The organism is Maricaulis sp., assembly GCF_048269565.1.
Classification (GTDB): domain Bacteria; phylum Pseudomonadota; class Alphaproteobacteria; order Caulobacterales; family Maricaulaceae; genus Maricaulis.
Map to the genome: position 1 here is coordinate 450,557 of NZ_JBLXIK010000003.1, position 21,391 is coordinate 471,947.

Genomic DNA, 21,391 nt, shown 5'->3' on the forward strand with positions numbered 1-21,391 from the left:
GTTCTCTTGCTTCTCAGACCAGCTCCGTATCAGCGATACGGTGCGTCAAGTTCCAGATTCTTGGCAATTTCCCGTTCCCAGCGATCGCCGTTCGCGAGCAGTTTTGCCTTGTCGTAATACAGTTCTTCGCGCGTCTCGACGGCGTATTCGAAATTCGGCCCTTCGACGATGGCGTCGACCGGACAGGCTTCCTGGCAATAGCCGCAATAGATGCACTTGGTCATGTCGATGTCGTAGCGCGTGGTGCGGCGCGAGCCGTCCTGGCGCGGTTCGGCCTCAATGGTGATCGCCTGCGCCGGGCAGATCGCTTCGCACAGCTTGCAGGCAATGCAGCGCTCTTCGCCATTGGCGTAGCGGCGCAGGGCGTGCTGGCCACGAAAACGCGGGCTCAGCGGGCCCTTTTCGAACGGGTAGTTAACCGTCGCCTTCTTGGCGAAGAAATAGCGCAGCCCCATGCCGAAGGCGGACCAGAAGTCCATCAACAAGGCACCGCGAATGGTTTGTTCAATACGTCCCATGACGATTATCCCTGTGCCCCGAAGACGATATAGGCGCCAACCAGTGCGACCGCAGCGAGCGAGGTCGGGAGGAAGATCTTCCAGCCCAGACGCATCAGCTGGTCATAGCGATAGCGTGGCACCAGCGCCTTCACCATGGCGAACATGAAGAAGAAGAAGACGATCTTGATCGCGAACCAGAAGAAATACCACAGGTGCGAGACCATGTAGGGCCAGGCGCTGGTGTCCAGATCGATCGGCGAATTCCAGCCGCCGAAGAACAGGATCGTCGTCATCGCACACATCAGCACGATGTTGAGATATTCGCCGATCATGAACAGCAGATAGGGCGTCGAGGAATATTCGGTCTGATAGCCGGCGACGAGTTCAGACTCGGCCTCGGCCAGATCGAAGGGCGGCCGGTTGGTTTCGGCCAGGGCCGAGATAAAGAAGATCACCGTCATCGGGATCATCACCAGGAACATCGGCCAGCCGTGATTGATCAGGGCACCGCCCGCGAGCACATTCCAGTTCCAGAACCCGCCCGACTGTGCCTCGACAATCACGGTGAGATTCATCGAACCGGCAAACAGCAGCACGGTGACGATAACGAAGCCGATCGAGACTTCGTAGGAGACCATCTGCGCCGCAGACCGCAGCGCCGCCAGGAAGGGGTATTTCGAGTTGGAGGCCCAGCCACCGATGATGATGCCATAGACACCGAGCGAGGACATCGCGAACAGGTAGAGCACGCCGACATTGAGGTCAGAGATCACCCAACCCGGTGCGACCGGCACCACGGCCCAGGTCGCAAAGGCAAGAACCAGGGTGATCAGCGGCGCCAGGATATACAGCGTGCGATCCACGCCGGCCGGAATGACGATTTCCTTGAACACGAATTTGAAAAAATCGGCGAAGGACTGCAACAGCCCGAAGGCACCGACCACATTCGGGCCCTTGCGCATCTGCACCGCGGCCCAGACCTTGCGGTCCATCAGCAGCAGGAAGGCCAGCGAAACCAGCAACACGATGGTGAAGCCGAGGATCTGCAGCACGGCCATGCCAAGCCCGCCCCAGATGCCGAATTGAGTGATGAAATCGCTCATCGCTTACTCCGCCGCAGCTTGGGCTGGCCCGCGAGCAATGGCGGAGCATTCCGCCAGCGTCTTCGAGGCCCGCACGATCGGGTTGGTAAAGTAGAAATCCGTCACCGCAACACCGAAATCAGCCGACGCGACATCGCCTGCGGCACCGATGGCCGCAACCTCGAACTCGGCAGCATCATCGCTGCCCGGGGCATGGTCGATCCCGGCAAAGACGGCATGGCTGCCAAACAATTTGCGGCGCAATTGTTCGAGATTGTCATAGGGCAAGGTCTTGCCGAGACGCTCGGACAGGGCGCGGAAAATCGCCCAGTTCTCTTTCGCATCGCCTTTCGGGAAGACGGCGCGCGAGGCGAGCTGAACCCGGCCCTCGGTATTGACGAAGATGCCGTCCTGCTCGGTCCAGGCGGCGCCGGGTAGGATCAGGTCGGCGCGGTGGGCGCCGGCATCGCCATGGCTGCCGATATAGATCACGAAGGCATCGCCGAAGCTGGCCATGTCGAGCTCGTCGGCCCCCATCAACACGACGGTGTCCATCTTGGCGGACTGCATGCCGGCGACGTCATAGCCCCCCTCACCCGGCACGAAGCCGAGATCGAGACCGCCGACGCGGCTGGCCGCCGTGTGCAGCACGTTGAAGCCGTTCCATGTCTCGCCGACAGCACCGATCGCCGCAGCCAGCTCACCGGCAGCGCGCAGGACTTGCGCCCCGTCAGGGCCAGCCAGCGCGGCCGAGCCGAGAATGATCATCGGACGCTTCGCGTCTTTCAGGGTCTTGATGAAGCCGGAACGCTTCTTGGCCAGACCTGCGAGATCGGCGGCGGAGGTGCCGACATGCTCATAGGAATAGGTCAGATCAACCGGTGCGCCGATCAGGCCGACCTTGGTGTCGTTGTGCAGCCAGGTCTTGCGAATGCGGGCATTGATGATGCTCGCCTCGAGGCGCGGATTGGCACCGACGATCAGGATCGCATCGGCGTCTTCAATCCCGGCAATGGTCGAGTTGAAGAGATAGGACTGGCGCGTGCCCGAATTGAGCTTCGATCCGTCCTGGCGGCAATCATAGGAGACGACGCCGAGGGCATCGAACAAATCCTTGGCGGCCTTCATTTCCTCGACTGAGCACAAGTCACCGGCAATCGCGCCGATCTTCGAGGCGTCACCGGAGAGCTTGCTCGCGGCAATCGTCAGGGCTTCAGGCCATTCGATGGCGCGCAGCTTGCCGGCTTCGCGAACATAGGCCTTGTCGAGCCGCTGGCGGCCGAGGCCTTCCCAGGCGTAGCGCGTCTTGTCGGAAATCCATTCCTCATTCACGCCCTCATGGACGCGCGGCAGGATGCGCAGCACGGCGGGCCCGCGCGCATCAACGCGGATATTCGAGCCGACCGCATCCATCACATCAATGGTCTCGGTCTTTTCCAGCTCCCAGGGGCGGGCATTGAAGGCGTAGGGCTTGGAGGTCAGCGCGCCGACCGGGCACAGATCGATGACATTGCCGGACAATTCCGAGGTGATCGCCTGTTCCAGATAGGTGGTGATTTCGGCGTCTTCGCCGCGGCCGATCATGCCAATCTCCGGCACGCCGGCGACTTCGGTGACGAAGCGGACGCAGCGCGTGCACTGGATGCAACGCGTCATCTCCGTCTTGACGATCGGACCCATTTCCTTGTCTTCGACGGCGCGCTTGTTTTCAGGAAAGCGCGAACCGGTGCGGCCATAGGCAAGCGACTGGTCCTGCAGGTCGCATTCACCGCCCTGGTCGCAGATCGGGCAATCGAGCGGGTGGTTGATGAGCAAGAACTCCATCACCCCTTCGCGCGCCTTCTTGACCATGGGCGAGAGCGTATTCATCGCCGGTGGCTCGCCATTCGGCCCGCCGCGCATATCCTTGACCTGCATGGCACAGGAGGCAGCCGGTTTGGGCGCTCCGACCAGCTCGACCAGACACATGCGGCAATTGCCGGCCACCGACAGGCGCTCATGATAGCAGAAACGCGGAATTTCGCGCCCGGCAGTCTCGGCGGCCTGCAACAGCGTGTAAGAGTTCGGTACTTCGACCTCTTCACCGTCGACTATGATTTTGCGAAGGTCGTCGCTCATGCCGCGATCCCTGCTGTTGTGGGCTTGGGAGCCCGAATCCAGAAAACAATGCCCCAGGCAGCGCCCGGTATCAGAAACAGCGACGCCGCCACGGGCGTCGTCGGCGCACCCGACAGGAGCGGGCCAAAGCCCCAGGTAAACGCCTGCCCAACCGCGAACAGTGGTGGAAGACTTGCGATACTGGTCAGGACCGCCCAAAGAACGGACGCGCCAATCAGACGAACAGGCAGCCCAAATCGCGCGATCATTTCCGCGCCCATTCGCTCGACCACGAACCAGACGATCCCGAAGAGCGGGAGCGTGAACGCAGACGCCCATACATAGTCGGTCAAAACAGCCAAGCCGGGCTCCCGCGCAAACGAAACCAGCAAAGCCGTCCCATTCGCCGCCAAAGCCGCCAGAACGTATGTGAGGAAGGTTCTCACAGCCCGCCCTACTCCGCTGCCACTTGCGAGACAAAGACAGGCTTGCCGGCGCGATAATTATTGATGCGATCCTCGATCTCCGAGCGGAAATGCCGGATCAGGCCCTGGACCGGCCAGGCAGCCGCATCGCCAAGGGCGCAGATCGTGTGGCCTTCGACCTGACCGGCGACGTCGAGCAGCATGTCGATCTCGGAGATCTCAGATTCGCCGCGCGACATGCGCTCAAGCACGCGCCACATCCAGCCGGTGCCTTCGCGGCACGGGGTGCACTGGCCGCAGCTTTCATGGCGGTAAAAGTAGGATATCCGCGCGATGGCTTTGACGACATCGGTGGAATTATCCATCACGATGACGGCGGCGGTGCCGAGGCCGGATTTGTGCGCCGAGAGGGCATCGAAATCCATCAGCACGTCATCGCAGATATGTTTCGGCAGCAGCGAAACCGAGGAGCCGCCCGGAATGACGGCCTTGAGATTGTCCCAGCCGCCGCGCACGCCGCCGGCATGGGTCTCGATCAGGGTCCGCATCGGCACCGACATCGCTTCCTCGACATTACACGGCTTGTTCACATGGCCGGAGATCGAGAAGATCTTGGTGCCGACATTGCGCTCGCGGCCGAAGCTGGCGAACCATTCGGCGCCGCGGCGCAGGATTGTGCCTGCAACCGCGATGGATTCAACGTTATTGACGGTGGTCGGGCAGCCATACAGGCCGGCATTGGCCGGGAATGGCGGCTTCATGCGCGGCTGGCCTTTTTTGCCTTCCAGGCTTTCGAGCAGAGCCGTCTCTTCGCCGCAGATATAGGCGCCGGCGCCGTGATGGATATAGACGTGGAACGGCCAGCCATGGATATTCTTATCGCCGATCAGCTTGGCCTTGTAGGCCTCGGCGACGGCTTTTTCGAGCGCCAGGCGCTCGGTGACGTATTCACCGCGCAAGTAGATGTAACAGGCATGCGCCTGCATCGCGAAGGAGGCGATCAGGCAGCCTTCGATCAGTAGATGCGGATCATGGCGCATGATCTCGCGATCCTTGCAGGTGCCCGGCTCGGACTCATCGGCATTGACGACGAGATAATGCGGGCGGGCGCCCACTTCCTTCGGCATGAAGGACCATTTCAGACCGGTCGGGAAACCGGCGCCGCCACGGCCGCGCAGGCCCGAGGCCTTCATATTGTCGATGATCCAGTCACGGCCCTGCTGCAGGATCTCGGTGGTCCCGTTCCAGCAGCCGCGCTGTTTTGCACCTTCAAGGTCGGGGCTGTGATGCCCGAACAGATTGGTGAAGATGCGATCCTTGTCTTGAAGCAGCTGAACCATTATGCGCCCTCCGCCAGGGCCTTGGCTTGCGCCACCCAGCCTTCACGTTCGATCCGGCCCTTGAATTTCAGACGGCTGTCGACCCATGCAATCTCGTCGGGGCCCCACTGCGCGATCTGCGCGAAATGGAAGAAGCCGAGCTCATTGAGCGTCTGTTCCAGCTTGGGGCCAACCCCGCTCAAACGCTTGAGGTCATCAGGCTGGCCCTTGGCCTTTTTCAGGGTTTTCGGCGCCTTCTCGGCGGCCGGAGCCGCTGCGGCAGGCGCAGCCTTGGTCTTGGGTGCCGGTTTTGGCTTGGTCTTGCTGACGGGCTTGGTGGCCGCGGGCTTGGCCGCGGGCGCTGGCTTGGGCGCAGCTGCCGGCTTTTCAGCGGGCGCCGCAGCATCGTCCTTGCCGGTATTGGGCAGTTTGATCGGCTTGGCGCGCGAGCCATCATACAGGCTCGGATCGGTCAGCACCTGGGTGCCGTGCGCTTCCGAGGAAACGCGGTCCGATTGCGGGCCGTACTTGATCGCCTTGCCGGCGGCGAGATCGTCGAGGACCTGCTCCAACTTGGCGGCATCAAGATCTTCGACGTAATGATCGCCATCCTTGTTGGCGAGCTGGAACATCGGCGCATTGGCGCAGGCGCCCATGCATTCCACTTCAACCCAGGTGAACTTGCCGTCGGCGGAAATCGCGCCGGCCTCACCGATGCGCGACTTGCACACCTTGATCAGCTCGTCCGAGCCCCGCAGCATGCACGGCGTCGTGCCGCAGACCTGGATCAGATGTTCACCGACCGGGGCCAGGTTGAACATGGTGTAGAAGGTGACGACTTCATAGACGCGGATATAGGCCATCTCCAGCCGCGACGCGATTTCGCGCAGCGCCGGTTCACAGACCCATCCCTCCTGCTTCTGGGCGATCCAGAGCAGCGGAATGACGGCGGAAGCCTTGCGGGCTTCAGGATATTTCGCCAGCCAGAATGCAATTTCCTTCTCGCTGTCTGCGCTGAAGGTGAAGCTTTCCGGTTGTTGCTTGGCGAGACGGCGAACGCTCATTGCGGCAACTCCTTCACGCCGTTGAGGCCTGCGACCTTTGAGGCGCACCCCTCGCAAACCATGGTGACACCAGCGAATGCCTCGGCTTCGTCGTTCCAGTCGCCCCCGACAGCCTGCAATTTCTCATCACAGAGAGAGCAATAGGCGTTGAGGCAGCCAGACTCATCACGAGTCCAGATGAATCCTCGCGCTTCAGCGTCTTCGAGCGACTTCAGGGTATGTGTGCAAACAAACGCCGCGCGAACTTTACCATGAGTGCAACAATCAACTGTTCGCTCGCTCATCGGTCGATCTCCCCGAAGACCACGTCCAGCGATCCGATGATCGCGGAGACATCGGCCAGCATGTGGCCCCTGTTCATGAAATCCAGTGCCGCGAGATGGGCAAAGCCCGGCGCGCGGATCTTGACGCGATAAGGCTTGTTGGAGCCGTCGGAGACGAGATAGACGCCAAATTCGCCCTTCGGCGCTTCAACGGCGACATAGCATTCGCCCTCTTCGACATGGACGCCCTCGGTGTAGAGCTTGAAGTGCTGGATCAGCGCTTCCATCGAGCGTTTCATCTCGGCCCGGCGCGGCGGCGAGAACTTGCTGTCGGTCGCCAGGACTTCGCCCTGGTTTTCCGGTTTTTCCAGCCAGTCACAGCACTGGAGCATGATCTTCACGCTCTCGCGCATTTCTTCCATGCGGCACAGATAGCGATCATAGCAATCGCCATTCTTGCCAACCGGCACATTGAATTCAAGCTCGTCATAGACCGAATAGGGCTGCGAACGGCGCAGATCCCAGGCCAGGCCCGAGCCGCGCACCATGACGCCGGAGAAGCCCCAGGCGAGCACGTCTTCCTTGGTGACAACGCCGATATCGACATTGCGCTGCTTGAAGATGCGGTTTTCACTCAACAGCTTATCGATATCGTCAAGCTTGGCCGGGAATTGCGCACACCAGGCCCGGATGTCGCTGATCAGTTCCGGTGGCAGGTCCTGGTGGACGCCGCCGGGACGGAAATAATGCGCATGCATGCGGCTGCCCGAGGCGCGCTCATAGAACACCATGAGTTTTTCGCGCTCTTCAAAACCCCACAGCGGCGGGGTGAGTGCACCGACATCCATCGCCTGCGTCGTGACATTGAGCAGGTGATTGAGCACGCGGCCGATCTCGCAATACAGCACGCGGACATATTCACCGCGCTTGGGCACGGAAATCCCGGCCAGCTTTTCCGCGGCCATGCAGAAGGCATGTTCCTGGTTCATCGGCGCGACATAGTCGAGCCGGTCAAAATAGCCGATGCCCTGGAGATAGGTCTTGTGTTCCAGCAGCTTCTCGGTGCCGCGATGCAAAAGACCGATATGCGGATCAACCCGCTCGACAACCTCGCCATCGAGCTCGAGCACCAGGCGCAGCACACCGTGCGCGGCCGGGTGCTGCGGTCCGAAATTGATCGTGAAATTGCGTGGGGCGCTGGTGGTCGCGTCGTCAGCCATGGGCTAGCCCTCCGCCTTCTCGTCGCCGGGAAGGATGTATTTGGCACCCTCCCACGGGCTCATGAAATCGAAATCGCGATAGGCCTGGACCAGTTCGACGGGCTCATAAACGACGCGCTTCTGCTCGTCATCCCAGCGCACTTCGACATAGCCCGACAGCGGGAAATCCTTGCGCAGCGGATGCCCCTCGAAACCGTAATCGGTGAGGATGCGGCGCAGGTCCGGATGGTTGGCGAAGGTGATGCCGTACATGTCGAAGGCTTCGCGCTCGAACCAGTCGGCGACCGGGAAGAGCTCGGACACGCTATCGACCGGGCTATCCTCGTCCGTGGTCAGCTTGACGCGGATGCGCTGATTCTGATGCATGGAGAGCAGGTGGTAGACCACCTCGAAACGCTCGTGACGGGCCGGAAAATCAACGCCGCACAGATCGATCAATGTCGTGAAACGGCAGGCCGGATCATCACGCAGGAAGCGCAGGACCTCGGTGACCCGATCACGATGGATGTGGACCGTCAGATCCCCGAACTTGGTGTCCCAGCTGGTGACCGCCGATTCCTGGGCCGCAGCGATATGCTCGCCAAGCGTCGTGAGGGCTTCGCTCATCTCGTCCTCTCCTAGCGCTCGATCGAGCCTTCGCGGCGGATCTTCTTCTGCAATTGCAGAATTCCGTACACGAGGGCTTCAGCGGTGGGCGGGCAACCGGGCACATAGATATCGACCGGCACGATGCGGTCGCAGCCGCGCACGACGGCGTAGGAATAGTGATAATACCCCCCGCCATTGGCGCACGATCCCATCGAGATGACATAGCGCGGCTCGGGCATCTGGTCGTAGACCTTGCGCAAGGCGGGCGCCATCTTGTTGGTCAAGGTGCCGGCGACGATCATCACGTCGGACTGGCGCGGGCTGGCGCGCGGTGCGAAGCCGAAACGCTCCACGTCATAGCGCGGCATCGAAGCCTGCATCATCTCGACGGCGCAACAGGCCAGACCGAAGGTCATCCACATCAGCGAACCGGTGCGGGCCCAGGTGACGAGATCGTCGGCAGCAGCGACGACAAAGCCCTTATCGGCGAGCGCGTCGGACACGCCGTCGAAGAAGGGGTCGTGCGCCTTCGGATCATAGCCGGGCACCGTGGCGCGGCCCGCCTGGCCGGCATGGGGGGTGAGGTCTGAGGTCATGGCTTCATTCCCAATCCAGCGCGCCTTTTTTCAGCTCATAGATAAAGCCGATGGTGAGCACGGTGAGAAAGACCATCATCGACCAGAATTCGAACTGACCCAGGCTCTCGCGCAGCGTTACCGCCCACGGAAAGAGGAAGGCCACTTCGAGGTCGAAAATGATGAACAGGATGGCGACGAGGTAGAAGCGGATGTCGAACTTCATGCGCGCATCATCGAAAGCTTCGAAGCCGCACTCATAGGTCGACACTTTTTCCGGATCCGGATTCGAGGGTGCGATCACGAAGGCGGCGGCCATGAAGCCTACACCCAGCGCTGCCGCGATGCCGAAGAAGATCAAGATAGGCAGGTAGTCGAGAAGCAACGCGTCCATTGCCGGGCCTCGCCAGTTTGCGTCCGATACCGGGCCGGTATCCGCCGGGTTTCCGGTGCGTCATCGTCAGAACAACGAATCGATACACCGCGACAGCCCCCTGCCCGATTTGGCGCGGAAGCTAGATCGCACCGGCGTCAGGGGCAAGGGCAAAAGGCGGCGTAATTTCAGTGATTGCGGCAGGATGCAGAGGTTTGACCGGGCAGTTGCGAGTGGATCGCAAATATCGGTGTGGAAAGCTGCCCGAACCCGGCGCCGGGGCGCGGCTGCCGCGACCATGACGGCCAGTTCATCCCCGCGCCGTGTCGGCGATGCCGGCGATGCCGGCGATCCAGGCCGCGACCCGTTGCGGCGCTTCCATCGGTGCCAAGTGACCGACACCGTCAATGCCTTCAATCGTCACGCCCCGTCGTTCAAGCCCGGCGCGATTGACCACGGTGGACCCACGCCCTGCCCTGAGCACATGCGCCCGGCTGCCGACCACGCGCGCCGCGCGCAGCACGTCATGCCCCTGGGATTCGTAATTGGCAGCCTCCCATTGCGGATCGCAGGCCAGGTGCACCCCGTTCGCATCTTCCACCAGACCGTCGGCAAGGTAATCCTCCAGCACGCCTGGCGCCCAGCTGGCAAAGGTCTTGTGCCGGCGATAGCGCTCGGTGGCACCGGCCCGGTCGGGCCAGCCATTGACACGGCGTCGTGCCTGTTTGGCGAGCCCGAAACGCCCCTTGAGCGGATTGTGCCAGGGCCAGCGCGCGAACAGGCTGAAGCTCAGGGGCAGAACCACCGGTTCCACCAGCGCGAGTACGGGGCATGTGTCCATCTTTGAGGCTGCCAGCAAAGTGCTGACCGCGCCCATGGAGTGACCGGCCAGCAGATCAGGCGCCTGCGGCAGCCGGGCATAAAGTGCGCGCAGATCGGCGGCATGGATATCCCAGCTGCGGTGGGTTTCCGGATCAGTCGGCAGGCGCGATCGGCCATGTCCACGCAAGTCCGGCGCGACAATCTCGAAGCGGTCAGCCAGTTGCCCCAAGATGCGGCCATAGGCACTGGCGCAAAACCCGTTGGCGTGGGCGAACACCATCACCGGCGCCCCCGCACGGGGCCAGACGCGGGCCGACATTACGCCGTCATCCAGCTCAAACTCACGATATTCAGGCGATGTCATACGCGCTTGTCCCTCGACAGCCCGCAGCGGGGCGCGTCGATTTCAATCACTGCCGGCGCACGCAATCAATGCCGCCAGCTGCATGGCGATCATGCGTCCAGCTTCACTCCACCGCGACGCAGCCCAGCGTCGCGCGCATGAGCTCACCGGCCGGGACATCGCGCATCACCGCGACATCGGCGATGGCGCAATGATCGTCCGGCGTCAGATTCTCATTGGCCAGGATCTCGCGCGGCAGACTGTCCCAGTCATCGCTGCCGGTCAGGATTTCCGGACCGCCATCGGCCGGCGTATCAAAGCGCATCAAACGACCGCCTGCCTGCCAGACCGGCCATTCCAGCCGGTCCCCATTGCCGGTATTGGGATCGCCGGCATGCGCGAAAGCGCCCCAATAGGCCCCCATCGCCTCGGCCACGACCTGGCGCCCGGCAGCATTGTCCCCGGTGAACAACACCTTGCCGATATCGCCGTAGAGGATCGTGAAATCGTTGAACACAAACGGCAATTCCATAGTGTGGGCCGCTCCGAGCAGGGCTGCGGTGTCGGTGAAGAGCAGCGTGCCGCCCTCGTCCCAGTCAAAACGGTAGGCCCAGACCTCGTCATGGCCGGACGCCAGCAGCCGGTTGGCGGCGTCATCAACGCCGTCCATCCGCCACAGGCGGGCACCGATATCGCCCATTGCGTTGTAGCGGGCCGGATCACGCCGGTTGCGGATCACGCCCAGCGTCGTCTTGGTGAACTCCGGATTGAAGGCGAGATAGAGCCGGTATTCGTCGCGATTACTGCCGGTGATAAGCGGCACGATATCACGCGCCGGATCCGAGAAGGCCGCGCGCATGCCGCCGGACATCAGCGTGACGCCATCCTCGATCACGCGCGGCATGTCGGCTTCGCCATAGGCGTCGAATATCGCCTGAAGCGAGGCTGCGCGCAGCGCCGAAGCCGGTGCTGCGGCACCGGCGAAACGGGCCGCCGCCTCAATGCCGGCAATCTCGACCAGGGCGCTGTCGGGCAAGGGCTGAGTGCCCTCGGCGCGGGCCAGCGAGACACTGCGCATCGTGCCGCTTTCGGCGATGGCGCGATGGAACAGGCCCTCGGCCAGCGGCGAGGCCATCAGGGCCAACACGTTTTGTGCCCCGGCACTCTCGCCAAAAATCGTCACTCGCCCGGCATCGCCGCCAAACGCCGCGATATTGTCGCGCACCCAGGCGAGGCCCGCGATCTGGTCAAGCAGGGCGAAATTCGCCGCCGCGTCGGCGGGCATAATGGCGTCCCCGCGCAAGACCGGATGGGCGAACCAGCCGAGCGGCCCGAGCCGGTATTGCGTCACAACCACGATCACATCCTGGTCGAGCGCCAGCTGCGAGGCATCATACTGGGCCGCATAGCCCCAGGTATTGGCGCCGCCATGAATAAAGAACATCACCGGCAGGTCGCGACCTTCGGCGCCGGGCGGGGCATAGATATCGAGATAGAGACAGTCCTCGGCTCCGATCAGCTGGCCCGGCTCGAGATCGGCGTCATAGCCATTCGTGATCTGCGGGCAGCGCCCCGAGGATTGCAGAGCCTCGAACACACCATCGTGCTGAGCCACCGGGCGTGGCGCCCGCCAGCGCAAATCACCGACGGGAGGTGCCGCGAAAGCCAGCCCGCGCCAGGCATCGGCGCCGCGCGCGGTGCGAAAGCCGATCACTTCGCCCTGACCGGTCCCCCGCAGCGTGGTAGCGTCCGGCTCGGGCCGGACCGGTGGCTCTGCCGGCCCGCCGCAGGCCGCGAGTGCCCACATCAATATCGCTGGAATAACAAGACGCATATCGGCCCCCAAGCCACAACTTCGCCGGAAAGGTGCGGTGAATAGCCGCCGGGAGCAAGAGATCATCGCTCGAGCAGGGTCTTGACCTTGCACCCCCGCTCCCCAAACAAGGGGGCGGCGTGCTCGCCTCAGCGTGAAACAGGATACTGATATGGGCGTGATTTTTGACATCGGACGGGGTCTCCGCGCGATTGCCGCGGCCAGCCTGGCGCTCGCCAGCGCCGCCGCCACCGCCCAGACCGCTGACTATGCCGATGGTCTAATGACCCAGCCGCCACCGGTCACCGAGCCGAATCGCTGGACACGCTGCAATCCGGCGCCCGCACCCTGTAGCCACCCCCGCATCGCGCTCGTCCTGTCCGGCGGCGGAGCCCTGGGCATTTCCCATGTCGGCGCCATCGCGACGCTGGAACGCGCCGGTGTGCAGCCTGACCTCGTCGTCGGCACATCCATGGGCGCCATTGTTGGCGGCCTGTATGCGTCAGGCTATTCGGCAGCCGAGCTGGAGCAGGCTATGCTCTCGCTCGACTGGACGCGCGTCTTCAGCGCCGATTCCCCGCGCCGCTCCCAATCCTATCGCCGCCGCCGGATCGAGGGGAACTTCCCGGCCGAGCTGAGCTTTGATCTCGATCGCTACGGGCTGCGCCTGCCGCGCGCGTTCATCAATGACCAGAATCTCAACCTCGCCCTGCGCAATCTGGTGCGCAATCCGGGCCGAGGCTCGTTCGATGACCTGCCAATTCCATACCGCGCCGTCGCCACCGACATCGCCACCGGCGCGCCCGTCAGCCTAAGCGAAGGGGACCTGGCGATGGCGATGCGGGCCTCGATGGCGGTGCCCGGGGTCCTGCCGCCGGAGGAAATCAACGGGCAATTGCTGGTCGATGGCGGACTGAGCAAGAATATTCCGGTCGATATCGCCCAGGCGATGGGCGCCGATATCATCATTGTCGTCGCCGTCCAGGGGCGCCTGCTGACCGCGGAAGAATTGCGCACCGGGGTGGAATTGCTGACCCAGTCAATGACGCTGCTGGTCCTGTCCAACGAAACCGCTCAGCTCGCCTTGCTCGGGCCTCAGGACATCCTGATCCAGGTCAGCCAGGGCGATCTGACAGCCGGCGATTTCACGCGCGGCCCGGAATTGATCGCTGCGGGCGAACTCGCCGCCAACGAGGTCTTTGACCGTCTGCAGGCCCTGCAGACGGACCATACTCGCCTCGTCGCACCACCGGTCCCCGAGATCGATGAGGTCCAGATCAACAACAGCTCCCGCCTGAGTTCTGAACTCCTGCTCGAAAACATTTCCCAACCCACCGGTGAGCTACTGAATGTCGATGCCCTCGCCGAAGATCTGGCGACGATCTACGCACTCGGCGCTTTCGATCAGGTGTCCTACGAACTCGCCCATCATGGCGACGCGACAGCCCTGGTCATCAATGCTGACGCCCGACCCGATGATGTCGCCAATATCCGAGTGGGGTTGACGCTCGAGAATGACTTTGATGGCGATGGCGAATACCGGATATCGCTGGAATACCGCTCGCTCCCGATCGACCCCTATGGTTCGGAGGTGCGTGTCGACGCCATGTTCGGGGACCGGTTCGGACTCTCGGCGGAATTGTTCCAGCTATTCGACACGACGCAGCATCTCTTCCTGGCGCCGCGGGCCAATTTCGTGATCCGCAATATCCCGCGCTACCGGGCTGACGGCTTCCGCACCGGCACCTATCGCGCCACCTATGCCGAAGCGCAGCTCGACGCCGGCTGGCAGTTTGACTACCCGGCGGAAATCCGCCTCGGCTATCAGCGCGGAACAGGCCAAGCGGAGCTCCAGGACGGTTATGCAACGCCGGACGAGGTCAATATCGATATCGGCCAGATCAATCTGTCGGCCGGGGTCGACACACTAGACAATGCCTTCTTCCCGACCGGTGGGGTGCGGCTGTCCTCGCAGCTGTCGGTCGCGCGCGAAACCCTCGGCGCCAGCGCCGACTTCGAAAGCCTCGAGGCGCACGCCATGCAGGCCTGGTCGCGCGGTGCTGACACGCTGATCGTTCAGCTCGATGCCGGCTCCAACCTGTCCGGCACCATGCCGCTGGATTCGCTCTACCGGCTGGGCGGCCTGTTCAGCCTGTCGGGCTACAAGGACGAAGAGCTGATTGGCGAGAGCTTCGCGCTCGGTCGTCTGGTCTATCGCCGCCGTCTGAATGCTGCCAATGCCCAGGTTTTCGGCGTCCCGCTCTATGCCGGCATCTCCCTCGAGGGCGGCAATGTCTGGGCTGACCGCGATCTGGTCAGCGCCTCCGACATGACGCTCGCCGGCAGCGCCTTCCTGTCCGCCGACACCGTGCTCGGGCCGGTCTATCTGGCCTATGGCCGTGCCGATACCGGCCGGCAATCACTGTATCTGTTTGTCGGCCGCCCGTTCTGACCTGCGATGGACACAAGAATTCCGGGGCACGCATTGTGCCCCGGAATATTCATGCGGCCATACTCTGCCCACGCATCAAGGCGCGCGCACGGTTGTCAAACCGTAGCTAGTCTTCCAGTTCGAAGGTCACGAGAAGGTTCACCTTGAATTTGGTGAGCTTGCCGTCCTCGACGATAACCTGCTGTTCCTTGACCCAGGCGCCGCGGATATTGCGCAGCGTCTTGCTGGCGCGCTCAATGCCCTTGCGGACGGCTTCGTCAAAGCTTTTCGAAGAGGTCGAGGAAATTTCGGTGATGCGTGCAACGGACATGGTGGATTACCTTTTTCTGGGGCGGCGTGCCGGCAAGGGGTCAATCCCCGGACAGCAGAGATACCGAGTAGAAGCGCCTCAGGTAACACATTTTGCTCGCTTAAAGCTACCGAATGTTGCGCCAACCTGACTGTTAGACGACCCGTCGCCAGCCCCATTGAGGTTGCCCCCGCATCAAACGGAACGCTTCGCACCAGGTCGGCTGCCGGGACGGCGTGGCTTGAATATCTTGCCTTCCCCGCCCTTTGAAACGGTACCCTTGACGCCGGCACCCCTGGGCCGGTCACCGCCCTTGAACGGCGCTTTGCCGCCATCGCGCGCCGGCTTGCCGGACTTGGCTGGCCTGCTATCACCACGCTTGTCGCCGTCACGGCCCGCAGCCTTGCCCCGTGGGGCCGGACGGCCTTCGCCGCGCGGTTCGCCATCGCGGCCGATGCGGGTCGGGGGACCTTCGCGGCGCTTGAAGTCATCGCCGGAGCGCGGTGCACCGGTAGACTTGCCCCGCGATGCAGGCCGCGCCTCAGAGCGCGAACCACCATCGCGGCCGGCACGGCCGGGCTTGGCTGGACCGCCCTCACGGCGCTTGGGCTCGTCACCCTCGCGCGCGGCGGCGCCGGCTGGCTTGCCCCGCGGAGACGGACGCGCCGCCTTGCGCGCGCCGCCGTCAGCATTGCGGGCAATACCCTGGGCCTGGAAAGCACGCTTGACCGGCTTGGCGCGCGGCTTGCTCGGCACTGCCGCATCGGCCTCATCACCCTCCAGCTCGACCACATGGCCGGCGGCGGTTTTCGGGATCGTGGTGCCGATCAGATGCTCGATATCGCGCAGATAGTGTTTTTCCGAATTGTCGACCAGCGAGATCGCGACGCCGGTCTTGCCGGCACGCGCCGTACGGCCGATACGGTGAACATAGGCTTCCGGCACATTCGGCAGCTCGTAATTGACGACATGAGAGATATTATCGACATCGATCCCGCGCGCGGCGACATCGGTGGCGACGAGGATTTTCACCTTGCCCCGGCGAAACCCGTCCAGCGCCCGGGTGCGTTCACCCTGCGACTTGTCGCCATGGATCGCCTTGGCATTGAGACCGTATTTGACCAGGTGCTCGTGGACCCGGTCAGCGCCGCGCTTGGTGCGGGTAAACACAATGCCGCGCGTCATGTCCTGGGCGGCCAGGATGTCGAGCAGGAGCGAACGCTTGGATTCGCGATTGCACAGGATGGCACGTTGATCGATCGCCTCGATCGGACGTGACTGAGCGGCGACCGAGATATGTTTGGGGTCCTTGAGCAGATCCTTGATCAGGGCCCGGATCTGTTTCGGCATCGTCGCCGAGGTCAGCACGGTCTGGCGCTTGAAGTTCAGCTTGGCCGAGATATCGCGTACCGCCGGCAGAAAGCCGAGATCGAGCATCTGGTCCGCCTCATCGAGCACCAGCGTCGTCGTGCGGTTGAGCTTGATCGCCCCGGAGTCCATGTGGTCAACCAAGCGCCCCGGTGTTGCAACGACGATATCGACACCGCGCGACAGGGCGCGGATTTGCGGAAACGGCTTCGAGCCACCCACCACGAGGGCGACCGAAAAGCGGACATGGCGGCCATAGGCGCGGATGGCCTGCTCGATCTGGGCCGCCAGCTCACGCGTCGGGGTCAGGATCAGGGCGCGGCAGCATTTCGGCTCGACCGGCCCGCTGGCGTCGGCAAGGCCATTGAGGATCGGCAGCAGGAAAGCGGCGGTCTTGCCGGTCCCGGTCTGGGCAATACCGACCAGGTCACGACCGGCAAGCATTTCGGGAATGAATTCCGCCTGGATCGGGGTCGGGCTTTCATAGCCCTCTGCGGCCAGGGCGCGAAGGATAGGCTCGGCAAGGCCGAGATCGGTAAACTTGGTCAAGGGGGCACGCTTTCATCATAGGCATCTGCCGCGCCGGGCCCATGCCCGTCGCGTACGACGCCGTGTTTGCATCGAGGAAGCTTGCGTAGAACAGCCGCCATGTCGGTGTGCCATTCGCGGCACGTCTGGTTTGGCGGGGATCGATACGCAGTTAATCTCGCCAACGCACGCCGTCGATGAGATTGACATCATCTACGCACGGCGTGTTGCCCGCCCTCTCCCACGGATCCGCCGAGGCAGCAAGTCATTTCGCAAGACCGGTATGGCGGCTCGCACCGGACAGCCTGCGCCCCAGGCATAGCCGAGAAGCTGGCGCAGGCCCGGCGCGGCGTAGTCAACGAGGGCTTTCTGAGTATCGGGGAGTTCGGCCGGGAAATCCATCCCCTCGCCGGCCAGATTTTCCCGGGCGGTGCCGCTCTGCTTGCGGTCCGCCCCGATCAGCACCCGCGCGCGCCAGTCCCCGGGCAACGGGTCGATGCCGCACATACCCAGAAGGCCAGTGAAAAAACGCTCGGCAGCGCGGGAATTCAAGTCCTCGAGGTGAAGTTTGATATCCTCGAACCGGACCAGATTGACCGCCGTGCCAAGCCAGGCGGCGGCGTTATGCGTGTAGATCTCCTGCAGGGCGGGCATTTTGCCCGGAATTCCGAAGATCGCCATATTGAGCATGTCCTCGGGCGTAACGACCCGGCCCTTGAGATGGTCGACCCGGCCCTGGAAACTGTCCGAGGCAAAAAAGCGCGCCCGCGCCAGGACCCAGTCATATGGATCACGCAAAAGCAGGATATGGCGAGCCTTGTAGACCGCAATCGCGGAGACGTCAGAGAACAGCAAATGCCCCCAGCTGAGCCGGGGCTCGGCGGGGTCCATTGCCGCGGCATGCTGGGCCAAGATCGGATACTGGATGAAGGCGGCATGGTATTGCTGCGCCACCGGTACGAACATGCGCAGGATATTGCGAAGAAGATGGGTCCCGCTCTTGGGCACGCTGTTGAGAAAGACCGGCTCGGCCAACGCGGCCTGCTCGAACTCCGCGTTGCGCGCATCGAGATTGTCGGGGATCAGATTGACGCGTGGCATGGCCCTCTCCCAAGGCAAATATGAAAAACGAGCGGTGGCAACAGCCACCGCCCGCATTTCATGCAGAATAGATGGCGCGACTAGAAGGTTCGCACCAGATTGACGAAGAAGCGACGGCCATACCAGTCATACTGGGAATAGAATGCCGAAGTTCCGACGGTGTTGAACTCATTGCTTTGCGACCCGGTTACCGCCGGCGGATGCTCATCAAACACATTCGCGACACCCAGGCGGAGGCTCCAGTCATCATTGGCATACTGAGCTGAAAGGTCATGATAGACGACGGATTCAGTCCACAGCTTGTAGTTCACATCGGCACCGAGATAGGTCTCATTATCGGTGCCGTTGAGCCGGTAATACTGCTCACGATTGCTGGTCGGGCCGACATAACGCATGCCCCAGAATCCCGTCCAGTCGCCGCGGACCAGATTGAAGTTGAGATTACCGACCAGCTTGGGATCACCGGCTTCGCCATTACTGTCGCTGGTCGTTCCGCCAAGCAGATTGACCGTGTCTTCCAGCTGGTACGAAGCCCGCGCGCTGATATTAAGATCGCCGAAGCTGAACTCGTGACCATATTCAGCACTGACATCGACACCGCGGTTCACCTGACTGTTGATGTTGATGAAGCTGTCACGCACCTCTGCCACGGCGTACGGCACCGGATCGGTGGAACTATTGCGATCAAACAGGTCGCAAAGCGGCTCAGTGGCGAAGTTCTCGGAGCTATAGCAGCCGGTAATGATCCCTGCGGCACCCAGCCTGGAGACCTCGTTGGCGATCTCGATTTCGAAATAGTCAACCGAAAGCCTGAAATTGGCGAAATTCGGTGACCAGACGAAGCCGAGATTGAGCGAATCCGAAGTCTCCGCTTCGAGAACCCCGAAACCGCCACCTGTCACGATCAAGGCCGACGCGCCGCCACCAGTGAGATTGTTGTCGGGGACATCGGCGGCGCAATTATCCCGGATGGTCTGGGTGATCGCGCCGTCGGCAAGGGCTTGGTCATAATCGATACAGATATCGACAGCGCGCTGGTCCAGATAACTCGTCTGATCGGACAGATAGAGCTCGAACAGGGCCGGCGTGCGGAAGGAGGTTCCCTGGGTGGCACGAAACATCAGCTGATCATTCACGACCCAGCTCAACCCGGCCTTGTAGGTCGTGCCCGAACCATAGCTCGAAACGTCGGTATAGCGGCCCGACAGGGTCAGCGACAGGGATTCAGCCAGCGGCACTCCGGCCAGGAGAGGGATGCCGAATTCCGCGAAAACCGCCTGGGTCGTGTCGGATCCCTGCGTGATGCCGGCCGTCGACTGGCCCCAAATATTGCCGGCCAGGGAAATTTCGCCGGGCGTGTCGTTGATGCTATCTTCGCGGTAATGCAGCCCGACAGCCATGGCCATAGGCCCGGCCGGCAATTGCATCACCTCACCATTGGCAACGGCTTCCAGCGAGAGCTGCTCATAGATGGTCGAGCCGGTCTCTTCGCCGAAGATATAATCGCGCACAGCCTGGTCGGTGATATTGCCACGCAGCAATTCGGGATCGAGCCAGTTCACATCGACGCAGGGCGCGCCGCGCGTCGAGGAGACGGTACCCAGGCAACTCGCTGTTCGGTAATATTGGTCATAGACGGCATCGGCAAAGATGCGCTGGTTCCAGTATTCACCTTCAGAGCGGCTGAACTGCGCTGCAAAATCCCAGGTCCAGGTATCGAGACCGAAGAAGTTTTCACCCTCCAGGCCGGCGACCAACCTCATATAGTCAACCGAAACCGAGCTGTCATTGTGATCGGTGATCGGTGTCGGGCTAAGCTCCTGGAACCCTCCCCAACCAACGGCGAAGGGATCATGGACACCCCAGAGCGTGTCGTCGCCATTGTAGGAATAGATCCAGTATTGCCGGTAGGAGTTGACATAGGTCTCGCGCCGGTTGAGCAGCACCTCACCAAACATGGTCACATCGTCGGTCACTTCATAGTGCCCGTTGATGAATATGCTGTAGCGCTCGGTTTCCGGCACCATGGTCGATTGATCCTGGAACGGGTGGTCGAAGCTGATCAGGGACCGGCCAAGCTCGCTGTTGGCGTCCATCAAATACCAGTTGTCGTCCGGCACCGAGAGGAAGTTCGGATCGGCATGGGATGTCCCGATCGGGGTCAGGCCGGAGGCGGCCAGTGATCCGGTATAGTCATACTGGACATAGTTCGGCCGGAAACGCGGCAGGTTGGAAGGCTGGCCGACCCGGTGATTGTAGTCATACACCCAGACATGGCCCCAAAGCAGGTCTTCACATTTGAATTCGCCCGTCGTCGGATCGACGACGTCGGCGCGCGCGCCGCTAGAATCCGTGACATAGGCTTCGCCACAATTGAAATAATCACGGTCGCCCTGAGCCAGCTCTGCGCGCGAATAGGCGTCGAGCGTAACGCTCAGAAAGCCGCGTTCGAACTCCCAGCCATACGTCCCGCTGATGCGGTATTCCTCGCCGGCCCCGTCCTGCGGGACAGACGCGAAGGCATCGATCGAACCGCCCGCTTCCTGGCGTGTGATAATATTGACGACGCCGGCGACAGCATCAGAGCCATAAAGCGATGAAGCTCCATCCTTCAGCACTTCGACGCGATCAATCACGGAGAGCGGCAGAACATTGAGGTCAAAGGACGACACCCCGCCGCGCACGCCGGCAGGGCCGGCCCGGCGCCCATTGAGCAGGACCAGGGTCCGGTTGGCACCGAGCCCCCGCAGGGAGACGGTCTCAACCCCGGATCCACCATTGGAGACGAACTGGCTGGAAACCGCAGAAGTTACCTGGGACGAGCCGGCCGCGACCGTTGAGTTCTGCAGGAATTCCGAGACGCTGACCACCCCGGCCAGAGCCGCATCGTCGGCCGTATAAACGTCGAGCGGCACCTCGCTGTTGAAGCCATTGCGCCGGATGCGGGAGCCCGTCACCGTAATGCGTTCGCCCGCTGGCATGGCCTCGCTGGCCTCGGCATCCGGCTCCGCCGGAATTGTCTCAACATCCTGCGCGAGCGCCGGCGCGACGCCCAGACCTGCGGCAGCACAACCCGCCAGAATCGTGGAGCGCAACAGCCGCCCCCGTCCCCAATCATTCGACATGGATACCCCCTAGCAACCTTGAGCAACATTCAGCGAACGCGTGA

General features: G+C 62.4%; 18 protein-coding genes. 1 reads left to right on the forward strand and 17 read right to left on the reverse strand.

Going from position 1 to position 21,391, the window contains the following annotated elements; genetic code table 11:
• Positions 1–29: 29 nt before the first annotated feature.
• From nuoI to ACN0YL_RS09035, 13 genes are all read right to left on the reverse strand, one after another.
• Positions 30–518: an NADH-quinone oxidoreductase subunit NuoI gene (gene nuoI, locus ACN0YL_RS08975; RefSeq protein ID WP_417497742.1), complete on the reverse strand. Its 489-nt coding sequence runs from the start codon at positions 516–518 to the stop codon at positions 30–32.
• A gap of 5 nt (positions 519–523) precedes the next feature.
• Positions 524–1,603, reverse strand: coding sequence for an NADH-quinone oxidoreductase subunit NuoH (gene nuoH / locus ACN0YL_RS08980; protein WP_417497743.1), 1,080 nt, complete (start codon positions 1,601–1,603; stop codon positions 524–526).
• A 3-nt stretch (positions 1,604–1,606) separates the two neighbouring features.
• Positions 1,607–3,700 carry an NADH-quinone oxidoreductase subunit NuoG gene (gene nuoG, locus ACN0YL_RS08985; protein WP_417497744.1) on the reverse strand — a complete coding sequence of 698 codons (2,094 nt, stop codon included), beginning with the start codon at positions 3,698–3,700 and terminating at the stop codon, positions 1,607–1,609.
• The gene (locus tag ACN0YL_RS08990) at positions 3,697–4,041 is read right to left on the reverse strand and encodes a hypothetical protein (protein ID WP_417497745.1); all 345 of its coding nucleotides are present in this window, start codon (positions 4,039–4,041) and stop codon (positions 3,697–3,699) included. The genes nuoG and ACN0YL_RS08990 overlap by 4 nt, the downstream gene beginning before the upstream one ends.
• A gap of 92 nt (positions 4,042–4,133) precedes the next feature.
• Entirely contained in the window at positions 4,134–5,444 is a 1,311-nt protein-coding gene (nuoF, locus tag ACN0YL_RS08995) for an NADH-quinone oxidoreductase subunit NuoF (protein ID WP_417497746.1), read from the reverse strand.
• Complete coding sequence (nuoE, locus tag ACN0YL_RS09000) at positions 5,444–6,487, reverse strand: NADH-quinone oxidoreductase subunit NuoE (protein WP_417492221.1); 1,044 nt, start codon at positions 6,485–6,487, stop codon at positions 5,444–5,446. Before nuoE ends, nuoF begins: the two co-directional genes overlap by 1 nt.
• Complete coding sequence (locus ACN0YL_RS09005; RefSeq protein ID WP_417492222.1) at positions 6,484–6,771, reverse strand: hypothetical protein; 288 nt, start codon at positions 6,769–6,771, stop codon at positions 6,484–6,486. Before ACN0YL_RS09005 ends, nuoE begins: the two co-directional genes overlap by 4 nt.
• Positions 6,768–7,970, reverse strand: coding sequence for an NADH-quinone oxidoreductase subunit D (locus ACN0YL_RS09010; RefSeq protein ID WP_417497747.1), 1,203 nt, complete (start codon positions 7,968–7,970; stop codon positions 6,768–6,770). Before ACN0YL_RS09010 ends, ACN0YL_RS09005 begins: the two co-directional genes overlap by 4 nt.
• A gap of 3 nt (positions 7,971–7,973) precedes the next feature.
• Complete coding sequence (locus ACN0YL_RS09015) at positions 7,974–8,576, reverse strand: NADH-quinone oxidoreductase subunit C (RefSeq protein WP_417497748.1); 603 nt, start codon at positions 8,574–8,576, stop codon at positions 7,974–7,976.
• A gap of 11 nt (positions 8,577–8,587) precedes the next feature.
• Complete coding sequence (locus tag ACN0YL_RS09020) at positions 8,588–9,154, reverse strand: NuoB/complex I 20 kDa subunit family protein (RefSeq protein WP_417468051.1); 567 nt, start codon at positions 9,152–9,154, stop codon at positions 8,588–8,590.
• A 4-nt stretch (positions 9,155–9,158) separates the two neighbouring features.
• Positions 9,159–9,527, reverse strand: coding sequence for an NADH-quinone oxidoreductase subunit A (locus ACN0YL_RS09025; protein ID WP_417468050.1), 369 nt, complete (start codon positions 9,525–9,527; stop codon positions 9,159–9,161).
• A 289-nt stretch (positions 9,528–9,816) separates the two neighbouring features.
• The gene (locus ACN0YL_RS09030; protein ID WP_417492225.1) at positions 9,817–10,692 is read right to left on the reverse strand and encodes an alpha/beta fold hydrolase; all 876 of its coding nucleotides are present in this window, start codon (positions 10,690–10,692) and stop codon (positions 9,817–9,819) included.
• Between the two features lie 103 nt (positions 10,693–10,795).
• Entirely contained in the window at positions 10,796–12,505 is a 1,710-nt protein-coding gene (locus tag ACN0YL_RS09035; protein WP_417497749.1) for a carboxylesterase/lipase family protein, read from the reverse strand.
• Between the two features lie 151 nt (positions 12,506–12,656).
• On the opposite strand from ACN0YL_RS09035, the gene ACN0YL_RS09040 reads away from it, so the two are divergent.
• Entirely contained in the window at positions 12,657–14,936 is a 2,280-nt protein-coding gene (locus ACN0YL_RS09040; RefSeq protein ID WP_417497750.1) for a patatin-like phospholipase family protein, read from the forward strand.
• Between the two features lie 106 nt (positions 14,937–15,042).
• Here ACN0YL_RS09040 and ACN0YL_RS09045 read toward each other — a convergent pair whose 3' ends face one another.
• The 4 genes from ACN0YL_RS09045 to ACN0YL_RS09060 form a co-directional block, all read right to left on the reverse strand.
• The gene (locus ACN0YL_RS09045) at positions 15,043–15,246 is read right to left on the reverse strand and encodes a dodecin family protein (protein WP_339738876.1); all 204 of its coding nucleotides are present in this window, start codon (positions 15,244–15,246) and stop codon (positions 15,043–15,045) included.
• Positions 15,247–15,420: 174 nt separating this feature from the next.
• Complete coding sequence (locus ACN0YL_RS09050) at positions 15,421–17,142, reverse strand: DEAD/DEAH box helicase (protein ID WP_417497751.1); 1,722 nt, start codon at positions 17,140–17,142, stop codon at positions 15,421–15,423.
• Between the two features lie 192 nt (positions 17,143–17,334).
• Complete coding sequence (locus ACN0YL_RS09055) at positions 17,335–18,222, reverse strand: hypothetical protein (RefSeq protein ID WP_417497752.1); 888 nt, start codon at positions 18,220–18,222, stop codon at positions 17,335–17,337.
• Between the two features lie 80 nt (positions 18,223–18,302).
• On the reverse strand, positions 18,303–21,347 hold the full coding sequence (locus ACN0YL_RS09060; protein WP_417497753.1) for a TonB-dependent receptor domain-containing protein: 3,045 nt from the start codon (positions 21,345–21,347) through the stop codon (positions 18,303–18,305).
• Between the last annotated feature and the right edge of the window lie 44 nt (positions 21,348–21,391).

Bases quoted from the DNA above. Each gene is read 5' to 3' on its own strand.
- ACN0YL_RS09025 (WP_417468050.1), bottom strand. From the start codon at position 9,527: ATGGACGCGTTGCTTCTCGACTACCTGCCTATCTTGATCTTCTTCGGC.
- ACN0YL_RS09040 (WP_417497750.1), top strand. From the start codon at position 12,657: ATGGGCGTGATTTTTGACATCGGACGGGGTCTCCGCGCGATTGCCGCG.
- nuoF (WP_417497746.1), bottom strand. From the start codon at position 5,444: ATGGTTCAGCTGCTTCAAGACAAGGATCGCATCTTCACCAATCTGTTC.
- ACN0YL_RS09005 (WP_417492222.1), bottom strand. From the start codon at position 6,771: ATGAGCGAGCGAACAGTTGATTGTTGCACTCATGGTAAAGTTCGCGCG.
- nuoG (WP_417497744.1), bottom strand. From the start codon at position 3,700: ATGAGCGACGACCTTCGCAAAATCATAGTCGACGGTGAAGAGGTCGAA.
- ACN0YL_RS09020 (WP_417468051.1), bottom strand. From the start codon at position 9,154: ATGACCTCAGACCTCACCCCCCATGCCGGCCAGGCGGGCCGCGCCACG.
- nuoI (WP_417497742.1), bottom strand. From the start codon at position 518: ATGGGACGTATTGAACAAACCATTCGCGGTGCCTTGTTGATGGACTTC.
- ACN0YL_RS09030 (WP_417492225.1), bottom strand. From the start codon at position 10,692: ATGACATCGCCTGAATATCGTGAGTTTGAGCTGGATGACGGCGTAATG.
- ACN0YL_RS09035 (WP_417497749.1), bottom strand. From the start codon at position 12,505: ATGCGTCTTGTTATTCCAGCGATATTGATGTGGGCACTCGCGGCCTGC.
- nuoH (WP_417497743.1), bottom strand. From the start codon at position 1,603: ATGAGCGATTTCATCACTCAATTCGGCATCTGGGGCGGGCTTGGCATG.
- nuoE (WP_417492221.1), bottom strand. From the start codon at position 6,487: ATGAGCGTTCGCCGTCTCGCCAAGCAACAACCGGAAAGCTTCACCTTC.
- ACN0YL_RS09010 (WP_417497747.1), bottom strand. From the start codon at position 7,970: ATGGCTGACGACGCGACCACCAGCGCCCCACGCAATTTCACGATCAAT.
- ACN0YL_RS09055 (WP_417497752.1), bottom strand. From the start codon at position 18,222: ATGCCACGCGTCAATCTGATCCCCGACAATCTCGATGCGCGCAACGCG.
- ACN0YL_RS09015 (WP_417497748.1), bottom strand. From the start codon at position 8,576: ATGAGCGAAGCCCTCACGACGCTTGGCGAGCATATCGCTGCGGCCCAG.
- ACN0YL_RS09045 (WP_339738876.1), bottom strand. From the start codon at position 15,246: ATGTCCGTTGCACGCATCACCGAAATTTCCTCGACCTCTTCGAAAAGC.
- ACN0YL_RS09060 (WP_417497753.1), bottom strand. From the start codon at position 21,347: ATGTCGAATGATTGGGGACGGGGGCGGCTGTTGCGCTCCACGATTCTG.